Below are 9,810 nucleotides of genomic sequence, written 5' to 3' on the forward strand. Positions count from 1 at the left end.
AAAATGCCTCTTTAGCGCTGCTTGAGCCTATTATGGAAGTAGAGGTGTTTGTTCCGGATACTTACATGGGGGATGCCATATCCGATTTGAATGCAAGGGGAGGGAAGATCGAATCCATCAATCCGAAAGCGGGTATCCAGATTGTAAAATCCGTGGTCCCTCTGGCTAAGATGTTTGGGTATTCCACAGCACTTCGATCCGCCAGCCAGGGAAGGGGGACCTTTTCCATGCAGTTTTCTCGTTTTGATAAAGTCTGATAATGAATGGTTAGTTTTGAGTTTTTAGTTTTGAATTCAAAACTAAAAACTCAAAATTTAAAACTAATTTAGTCTTCGTAAATAGCATCCCCGGGGAATTGTTTTTTAATGTCTGCTGCTGTTACATCATACATCCCTGCACCGGTAATATATTCCGTGTCGCCATATTTAACCAATTCGACATAGGAAATTTTAGGGGAGGTTCCCTTTTCCCCAGGTTTTGGCCATGCATAGGGCACCCATCCGGAACCATGTTCTTCGGCAATTTCGTTAAAAGCTACAAAAAAGAGTACTCCGTTGACATCCTGAAGGTTAGATAAGTTCTTCCCCTCCAGAGAGGGTTTTATGGGATGCATGACCATTACTGTATCAAGATTGTGCACCCATATATAACCTGCACCATTGCCGAATCTGAATTCTCCCTTAGGGTCTCTGAGGGTATCAAAGGCTTTTTCACCGTTTTGTTCAATCAGTTTTGCAGCGGCAATAACTTTGTCCTTGCAGAGCTGGGCGGTAAGTTCCCCGGCAAATCCGTTGAATGCAAAGCAAGAAACAATGATAAGACCAAGAATGACAGTTAACGATTTTTTGAGCATGATTTTCTCCTTTTTAGGTTGTTAGGTTGTTATGGATTCATCGACAGCAAATCATTAAAGCTTAAACTGGCTGACAAGTTCCTGCAGGTCATTGGCAAGTTTTTTAAGCTCGCCACTGTTTGTACTGACAAGATCACAATCCTTTAATACTTCATTGCTGCTGGTATTTACCTCCCCGATATCCTGGGCAATTTCACTGGACACGCTGGAGCTTTGGGCAACGTTTTCATTCACCTCCTGCAATCCCTGTGAGGCCTGTCCCATATTTTCAGAAATTTCTTTTGTGGTAGCCGACTGTTCTTCAACGGCTGCTGCAATTGTTCCCACAATTTCATTAACATTTTCAATGATTTTTGCAACCGCTTCAATTTCCCGGACCGTATCGGATGTGGAATTCTGGATACCTTCAATGCGCGTTTTAATGTCATTGGTTGCTTCTGCTGTCTGAAGAGCCAATTGCTTTATTTCTGATGCGACAACAGCAAAGCCTTTGCCGGCTTCACCGGCTCTTGCTGCTTCAATGGTGGCATTTAATGCCAGAAGATTGGTCTGTTCGGATATTTCGGAAATCACCTCTGTTACCTTACTGATTTCTTTTGCTGCTTTTCCCAGCTCATTAACCCTTTGAGTGGCGCTTGCCGTTTTTTCTACCGCCTCCTGGGATATGGCATTGCCGGTTTCAGAGTTTTTGGCAATTTCATTAATGGAAGAGTTGATCTCATCTGATGCAATGGACACTGTATTGATGTTAGTGGCCGCTTCTTCGGATGTTGCGGCCACAGAATCCATATTGGCGCTCATCTCTTCTGCTGCTGCGGCCACTGATTCGGATTTTGCCGTCATGTTTTGGGCACCTTCGGACATGGAAGAGGCAAGGCCGGTTAAATCCGAAGAAGATTTTGTCAGTTGTGCTGAAAAATCCGTGATCCGGCTGATAATTTTTCTTAAATTATCCGTCATGGCATTGGTGTCCTTTGCAAGGCCGCCAAGCTCATCACTGGACGAAACATTCACTTTATTTTTCAGATCTCCTGCGGCAATCAATTTTGTAGCATCTGCAAGGGCTGTAATACTTGCCGTCATATATCGGCTCATGAACATTCCCAATCCTATAGCGATCAAAACAGCGGCAAGGGTCAGGACAATAAGAAAAACAGTGCCGCTTTTTTTAGATGATTCAGAGTTTTTCAAGGCAAATGACATTTCTTTTTCAGCATTCTTAACAAGGTGTTCAAGCCCTTTATTAATTTTAATGCCAGACTGGGTCAAGGTATTAAGTTTTTCTGTTTTGATGGCATCAAGGTTCTGGTATATCGGTTCGACATAGTTATAAATTCTCCCAAGATATTGAGAGATACGTGAAAATGATCCGCGACTCCTGTCAAGTTGTTTTGTTTTCCCTTTTGCGTCCTCCTCCTTGTTTATTTTTACAGCAAAGCCCATCAATTTTTTATGATATTTATCTAGCTTTTGGATGAGTTTATTCAAGCCATCATCTTCGACTTTATAGGTGTGTATCCAGGTTCCCAGCATTCCTTTTGCAGGATCTGTGTTTTTCTTGAACGGCATTACTGCAATGACGATATCTTCAAGTGATTTAAGCCAGTCGGTATGACTTTTTTGCAGTATTAGAAGATATGAAAGAAGGTCATGGTTTTTACCCTGTGCTGTGACTGAGTAGCTCACGTATTCATTATGGGCTTTTATCAAGTCTGTATACTCTTTTTTTATAACAGCACTTTCCTTTTTTACATTATCAATTATTTTAAGCATCTCTTTGGAACTTTGCGGGACAATAATACTTAATTTGAGTGCCTTATAGACCTTGTATGATTTGCTTTTTGTAAATTTATCAGAAGATGTCCCATGTTCAAGCATTGAAATCCACATGTCAAACTCATCAAGTTTTGCTGTAAGCTTTTTTTCCTGTTGAGCAAGGCCTGAGGTAGAGTGGATATATTTATCAATGGCTTTTTCTATCTCAAGAACAGCAAGGTCGGCTTGCATCACGGAATACTGGATGGGGACTTTTTCTTTGGCAACTGTATCCGCAGATCTTGATACGTTGTTGAGAACCATTATCCCGACGATTCCTGATAATAATACCAAAAATGCAAGGAGTAAAAAACTGGAGGTAAGTTTTTTCCCGATAGTAAGCTTCATTCAACCTCTCCTCGATTAATAAATTTGTTTGAGTTAAGTAGATATTTTAGCAGATAAAAAAATATAATCAATGAATTTTTATTTGATATAAATCAGCTAAGGAAACTATCGTATGTTATTATTATTTTTAGTGTCACTTGCGGATTGTTTTTTTAATCGATCTAACAGCTCTTTTGTTTTTTTAATTTTAATTTCGTCCTTTAATTGATCCAATGCTTTGTTTAAATGAACAATGGCGGTTTTTTTATTATTGATTTCAGAATAATAGATCCCCAGATAATAATGGGAAAGGTCTTGTTTTTTTTCAAGCGACATAATTTTTGCCAGGTTAAAGTATGCTTTTGGATATAGGAACGGTGCCTTGTTTATGACGGTATTGAAACGCTTTTTTGCCTTTGAAAGGCTTCTTAACTCAAGGTGTGCGTTTGCCTGGTGAAATATAGCCATCAGCCCCATAACCGGGTCCATCTCAATTCCATTAAGGACATTGAGCGCTTTTTCAGGTTCACCATTGAGCAGATATATTCTACCCATTTCAAGAAGTATCATTGGATCAAAAATGTTAATGGAAAGCGCTTTTTTCAGGTGTGATATGGCTTTTTTCCCCATGAATTTTCTGGCATAAATAAGACCCATTCCATAATGGATAGCAGCAGCGTCAGCAGCGATAGCGTTTGAAGGATTGTTATTAAGTTCGATGGTTAATTGATGAAATGCAGGTTCAATCTCAGCGTAAAGTCCTAAAAGTCTGTATTTTACCATATCAAACCGGAAATCTTCATCACATTTTGCCTTGTTTGCCGAAGGGATATAGCCTGAAAGAATTGTTTCAACATGGGCAATTCGCTGGCTGGTTCCGGGATGGGTCTTAACATAATCCGGGATTCCTTCCACACCCCGATAGTCTGACGCCCTTATTTTCATCAGACCGGACAGGAGCCCTTCCGGTGCAAAACAGCTTTTTTTTAAAAACATAATTCCTTTTTCATCAGCTTCTGTTTCATTTTCCCTTGTAAAAGCAAGCATGGCAGTCTGGCCAATGGCCATTGAGCCGGTGATGACGGTTACTCCGGCATCACCACCTGATTTGCTGCCGATGATGGCACCTGCCAGCATCCCTGCCAGGCTTCCAATGCCGATAAGTTTTGAACGATCAATGGATTCGGATACATGACGGCTTGCGGCATGGGCAATTTCATGCCCAATGATTCCTGCCAGTTCATCAATGGAATCAAGGGCTGTAATCAACCCCCGATAGGCAAAGATATTGGCGGCCGGACTTGCAAAGGCATTAAAAACATCATCATCCACAATGTAAAATGAATAGTCAAAGGGCTGGGGCGGCAGAAAAGAGAGGATATGATTGCCGACCCGGGTAACCATATGATTGGCAATTGGGTCCTTCAACAGCATTTGCCGTTCCTGTATCATTTTCATGAATTTTTTAGCGATTTTTTTTTCTTCCGGGATGGATATGGCAAAACTGCTGTTCAAGGAAAATGAAAAGAAAAAGAGCAGGCTGATAAAGATAAAAAAATGTTTGAATAGTTTCATAAAAATACCTTTTTTTATCTTTCGCCTCGTTTATAGGGTTCTGCCAGCATGGCAGGGGCATTTAATTTTCTTGGATCTTTTAAACTGATCAACAATAGAATAAAGAGTGTTGCGACATAAGGGAGCATGGCCAGAAAGCTGGGTGAAATTCCCAGGGGTTGCAGTAAATACTGCACGACAAAAAAGCCGCCAAACAGGAATGCCGCCCATATGGCACGTCTGGGGTTCCAAAGGGCAAAGATGGTCAGAGCGATGGCAATCCATCCCCTTCCTGCCGTCATTCCCTCGATCCATGATTTTGAATATGAGATGGAAAGATGAGCGCCTGCAAGAGCTGAAAAACCGCCGCCTATGATAACACTCAAATATCTGAGTCTGGATACATTGACTCCTTGAGTTTCAGTGGCTTTTGGATTTTCTCCCGTTGACCTGATCTGTATTCCCAGGCGGGTTCTTTCAAGGAAAAACCAGGAGGTAAAAGCAAGAAATATGGCAAGGTAGAAAAATGGACCCTGGGAGAACAGGATTTTTCCAAACCAGGGGATATCCGATAAATAGGGAATAACCCAATCTTCCATTTTGATGGAAAGGGGTTTACCCACATAGGGTTTGCCAAGCATACCGGAAAGCCCTAAACCCAGCATGGTCAAGGCAAGTCCGGATACAACCTGGTTGGCCTGCAAAGTGACAGAGGCAAAGGCATGGATAATGGAAATTGCCATACCCGCGGCTATGGCGGCAAGAACGCCCAGCCAGGGGTGGCCGGTAGTCATGGTGACGATAAAGGCTACAACAGCTCCAATTGCCATTACGCCTTCAACCCCAAGGTTAAGGATACCGGATCTTTCACAAATCACTTCACCTGTTGTGGCAAGAAGTAAAGGGGTTCCTGCAACCATAGCTCTTTGAAGTGTTAAAATAATGATATCTTCCATATTTTACATCCTTATTTGGTACATCCTTATTTGTTAGAAAATTGGAGTGTAACTTTATGGTTTAAAAAATAATCACCCATAATTAAAAATATCAACAAAGTGCCGTTCACAATTCCAACTGTGGCAGCAGGCAGTCCCAGTGATATCTGTATGGCATCGCCGCCTACCAGTATCCCGGCGAAAAAGATTCCTGAAATCACCGTATAGAGTGGATTTAGTTTGGCAAGCCATGCAACGATGATGGCTGTAAATCCATACCCAGAGGAGATCGAAGCAGGATACCCAAGGTAGTGATGAATGCCGGCCACTTCACCCACACCGGCAAATCCGGCAACGCCACCGCTGATGGCCATGAGGATCAGGCCTGTCTTTAAAAAATTTATCCCGGCATATCTGGCGGCATCCGGATTTTCACCCACCACCCTTGCTTCATATCCAAAGCGCGTTTTATAAATGACCACACAAAGTACAATGGCACAGATAATGGCTAAGATTAATGTGGCATAATGGATTCTGGAACCGGGAATTAAACCTAGAATGGCAGAATCAGGAAGATTGTTTGTTCCGGGAAACCCGAACCGTGCCTTTCCTTTCCAGGGTCCTACAATCAGCATGGTTAAAAATTCAGCACAGATATAATTGAGCATCAAAGTGGATATGACTTCGTTAATTGAGTATTTGATTTTTAAGATGGCGGGAATGATTCCCCATAATGCACCGCCGAGGAAACCTGCCAGAAAAATTAAGGGAACGATAATATATGACGGCAATGCCTCACCAAATGAGATTCCCACCCAGGTAGCGAAAATCGCACCCATTAACATCTGGCCTTCCGCACCAATGTTCCAGAATTTTGCCCTGAAAGCCAGGGTCAGCCCTGTACCGATCAGGATTAAGGGAATGGCTTTGGTAATGGTTTCCTTGAACCCGTAAAGAGAGCCAAATGATCCTGAAAAGATCTCAGTAATTGCAAAGATGGGATTTGCTCCGGCAATCAGGAAAATAATACTGATCGCCATAAGCGCTGCCAAAAGGGAAAAAATATTGGTCATAAAGGATCTAAAGGTGGTGATATTATATCTGTCGGTTGTTTTGATTTTTATCATTATTTTTTTTCCATTGAATCAGATCCTTTTTGAGCCTGCCATCATCAGGCCGATATCAGAAAATCGTTTGTCGTCTGAATCAAGAATTGCCATGAACTCACCCTCAAAAATAACGGCAACCCGGTCACAAAGTTCAAATATTTCTTCAAGATCTTCAGAAAACAACAGCACTGCGCTTCCTTGTTTTCTCAGTTCCAAAAGATGGTTTCTTAAGAATTCAGTTGCCCCGACATCCAGCCCGTATGTGGGGTGCGATGCCACAAGAAGCTGTGGCTGTTCACTGACTCCCCTTCCAAGGATGAGTTTCTGAATGTTCCCGCCGGAAAGGTTTCGGGTCTGGTTATTAATGGAATGGGTGGAAACCTTAAATTTATTGATAATGGTTTTTGCATGATTCTTGATCCGTCTGTATTTCAGGAAATAGCCCTTGGAGAATTTTTTTAAGTGATGCTGTTTAAGAATCGCATTATCATATAGGAAAAGGCCTGGAGCAATTCCAAACCGGATCCTTTCTTCGGGTACATGGGAAACACCATTGTCATAAATGTGCCTGGCAGATTTGTTGGTGATGTCCTTGCCATTTACTTTTACTTTCCCGGACGAGATGGGTCTGATACCGGTAATGGCTTCTGCAAGCTCGCGTTGCCCATTGCCGGAAACCCCTGCAATACCGAAAATTTCATTTTTAAAAAGTTCAAATGAGATATTTTTAAGAGCCAAAAGACCTTTGTCTCCAGGGACATTGATATTTTCGACAGATAGTGTTTTTTTGCCCTTGCTCAGTTTTTCCTTGAGTGTATTAAAGACAATATCCCTGCCCACCATCATCCTGGCAAGGGATTTTTTATCCGTATCTTTTGTGTTGGAACTTCCCACTATTTTTCCTTTTTGAAGCACAATGACCCTGTCACAGATTTCCATGATTTCATCAAGTTTGTGGGAAATGAAAATGATCATGTGGCCTTTGGCCTTCAATTGTCTCAGTATGGAAATCAAGTCTTTGATTTCCTGGGGAGTCAGAACGGAAGTGGGTTCATCAAGAATAAGAAGGTCGGCACCATTTAAAAGTGCTTTAATAATTTCCACCCGCTGCTGTTCTCCGGCTGAAAGCTGCCATATTTTTTTATCAGGATCAATGTGGAAATCAAATTTTTTAGAGAATTGTTCAACTTTTTTTCTGATTTTTATTTTGGGAAAGAAAAACGGCGTATTTTTATAGCTCAGTGCAATATTTTCAATGACAGAATGATTTTGTACAAGCATGAAGTGCTGATGAACCATTCCAATACCGGATCTAATGGATTCGACAGGATTATTAATCCGAACGTTTTTACCGTTGATCTTGATTTGGCCGGAATCGGGCTGGTAAAGTCCATACAAAATATTCATCAATGTGGTTTTTCCGGCTCCGTTTTCACCCAAAAGCCCTACAATTTCACCGGATTCAACTGAGAGATTAATATTCTGGTTGGCATGGATACCGTGAAATAATTTTGAGATTGCTTTCATTTCAAGGCGGTCTATTTTTTCCATAATGTCCCTAAAATAAAATCGGATAAAAATTGGGTAGAAAAAAGCCGGGATGTGCTTTCCCGGCTTTTTTCTAATTTTTCTTTTGATTATTGAGGGATACTTCCTTCAACATTATCCACATAATACATAATGCCAAGAAGATCGCCTTTTGATGCTTTTTCTCCGGCCTTGATTTTCAGGTTCCCTTTATTATCACTGATGGGACCGGTAAACGGATCAAATACATCAACCCCCTGCTTCATCTGTTCATATCGTTTTACAACGAGATCGTAAGCAGAAATTTTACCAAATTCCTTTGTATCAAGCATTGCATCCTTTAATGCTTTTACAAACTTTGGATTAATTATATCTGTTGCATTGCCGCCAAGAATGGCGGCTTTTTCTTTGGCAAGCCACCAGATATCTTCATTGGTCCATGTTTTATTATAAATGCTTTCAAGAATCTGGGCATACATGCCGCCCCAGTCCATGAGCTGTCCTGAAACAACAGAATCAACTCCATAAGGCTGCATGGCGGAATAATGGCTGAATGTATAAATCTGTTTGCCTTTTTCCGCATGGCTCTGGCCGACTTCAATTACCGCAGGCGTATCTTCGGTAAAGGCAAGGGCATCACAGCCTTCTGCAATCAACGCCTGGGCAGCCTCTTTTGCCTTATCCGGTCCATACCAGGCATAAATCCATTTTACATGGAGTTTGGCATTGGGGTTTGCGGCTTTGATACCCAGGGCATAAGCATCAATATGACGAACCAGTTCGGGAATAGGAAAAGCTGCTACATAACCGATTTTATTTGTCTTGGTTAAGGCGCCTGCCATAATGCCGTTCAGGTAGTACATCTGGTAAAGATCACCAAAATATGTTCCCACATTATCCGAGCGTTTAAATCCTGAACAATGCATAAAAAGTTTGTCGGGATATCGAGTTCCCGCTGCAACGGTGTCTTCCATGTATCCAAAACTTGTGGTGAAAACCACATCGCATTTTTGCTGCTGGACAAGCCGGTCAATGATTCTTGCACTGTCTGCTTCTCCAACAGATTCTACAATGATGGTTTCAAGCCAGGGAAATTTTTTTTCTGCATATTGTCGCCCCTGGTCATGGGCATGGGACCATCCATAATCGCCAACAGGACCCACATAAATAAAACCGGCCTTAAGCTTTTTGTCGCCGGCAAAGGCAGTTATAGAAAACCCAATTAAAAATATAGAACTTATTAATATCAATAGCATCCATTTTTTCATTCCTATCTTCTCCTTTTTTTAAAGTTGATTAAAATTTTATGGATAATACGATAATTAAATGTTTACAGTCAACAATTAGATTTTAGAAAAACAATGCTCTTTTTAAAAAAGGAAGATTTATTTTATGATATAGCTATAAAGTAGCATTTTTCTATCGACATAACTTTTAAAATATGTTTGAATAGGTTCTTATTTAAAATAACCATGCTTTAAATGTTACGGGGGAAATAATGAGTAATATAAAAGATAATTTAAGCAAGTCATCTATCTTTAACGGGCTTGAAGATGATGATACGAACAGGCTTGAATCAAGTATAAGGAGCCAGTTATGAGTATTGATTCCCATATTCTCAAACCCCTCGATTTTTTTGTAGATTTTAAGCAACATGAGTTGGAAACGTATGCAGCAGCGCTTAAATCCA

Annotated in this window: 7 protein-coding genes and 1 pseudogene; 1 reads left to right on the top strand and 7 read right to left on the bottom strand. The window is 41.0% G+C overall.

The features are described from left to right. Window positions 1–257 (top strand): annotated as a pseudogene (fusA, locus tag K8S13_RS13205) (elongation factor G); the annotation flags it as partial. Between the two features lie 68 nt (window positions 258–325). Here fusA and K8S13_RS13210 read toward each other — a convergent pair. The 7 genes from K8S13_RS13210 to K8S13_RS13240 all read right to left on the bottom strand — a co-directional run bounded on the left by K8S13_RS13210 (window position 326) and on the right by K8S13_RS13240 (window position 9,388). Then, entirely contained in the window at window positions 326–853 is a 528-nt protein-coding gene (locus tag K8S13_RS13210) for a cache domain-containing protein (RefSeq protein WP_291463132.1), read from the bottom strand. 54 nt (window positions 854–907) lie between these two features. Continuing rightward, entirely contained in the window at window positions 908–3,016 is a 2,109-nt protein-coding gene (locus tag K8S13_RS13215; protein ID WP_291463133.1) for a methyl-accepting chemotaxis protein, read from the bottom strand. A 105-nt stretch (window positions 3,017–3,121) separates the two neighbouring features. After that, complete coding sequence (locus K8S13_RS13220) at window positions 3,122–4,570, bottom strand: M48 family metalloprotease (protein ID WP_291463134.1); 1,449 nt, start codon at window positions 4,568–4,570, stop codon at window positions 3,122–3,124. 14 nt (window positions 4,571–4,584) lie between these two features. Further along, complete coding sequence (locus K8S13_RS13225; protein WP_291463136.1) at window positions 4,585–5,505, bottom strand: ABC transporter permease; 921 nt, start codon at window positions 5,503–5,505, stop codon at window positions 4,585–4,587. Between the two features lie 26 nt (window positions 5,506–5,531). Next, on the bottom strand, window positions 5,532–6,611 hold the full coding sequence (locus K8S13_RS13230) for an ABC transporter permease (protein WP_291463138.1): 1,080 nt from the start codon (window positions 6,609–6,611) through the stop codon (window positions 5,532–5,534). Between the two features lie 18 nt (window positions 6,612–6,629). After that, a complete protein-coding gene (locus K8S13_RS13235) occupies window positions 6,630–8,144 on the bottom strand; it encodes an ABC transporter ATP-binding protein (protein WP_291463139.1) in 1,515 nt (504 codons plus the stop codon). Window positions 8,145–8,230: 86 nt separating this feature from the next. Beyond that, window positions 8,231–9,388: a BMP family ABC transporter substrate-binding protein gene (locus tag K8S13_RS13240; protein ID WP_291463140.1), complete on the bottom strand. Its 1,158-nt coding sequence runs from the start codon at window positions 9,386–9,388 to the stop codon at window positions 8,231–8,233. Window positions 9,389–9,810 lie beyond the last annotated feature (422 nt).

It is taken from the genome of Desulfobacula sp. (assembly GCF_021107415.1).

Coding starts and splice junctions, on each gene's coding strand:
- K8S13_RS13220 (WP_291463134.1), bottom strand. CDS start 4,570: ATGAAACTATTCAAACATTTTTTTATCTTTATCAGCCTGCTCTTTTTC.
- K8S13_RS13230 (WP_291463138.1), bottom strand. CDS start 6,611: ATGATAAAAATCAAAACAACCGACAGATATAATATCACCACCTTTAGA.
- K8S13_RS13215 (WP_291463133.1), bottom strand. CDS start 3,016: ATGAAGCTTACTATCGGGAAAAAACTTACCTCCAGTTTTTTACTCCTT.
- K8S13_RS13235 (WP_291463139.1), bottom strand. CDS start 8,144: ATGGAAAAAATAGACCGCCTTGAAATGAAAGCAATCTCAAAATTATTT.
- K8S13_RS13240 (WP_291463140.1), bottom strand. CDS start 9,388: ATGAAAAAATGGATGCTATTGATATTAATAAGTTCTATATTTTTAATT.
- K8S13_RS13225 (WP_291463136.1), bottom strand. CDS start 5,505: ATGGAAGATATCATTATTTTAACACTTCAAAGAGCTATGGTTGCAGGA.
- K8S13_RS13210 (WP_291463132.1), bottom strand. CDS start 853: ATGCTCAAAAAATCGTTAACTGTCATTCTTGGTCTTATCATTGTTTCT.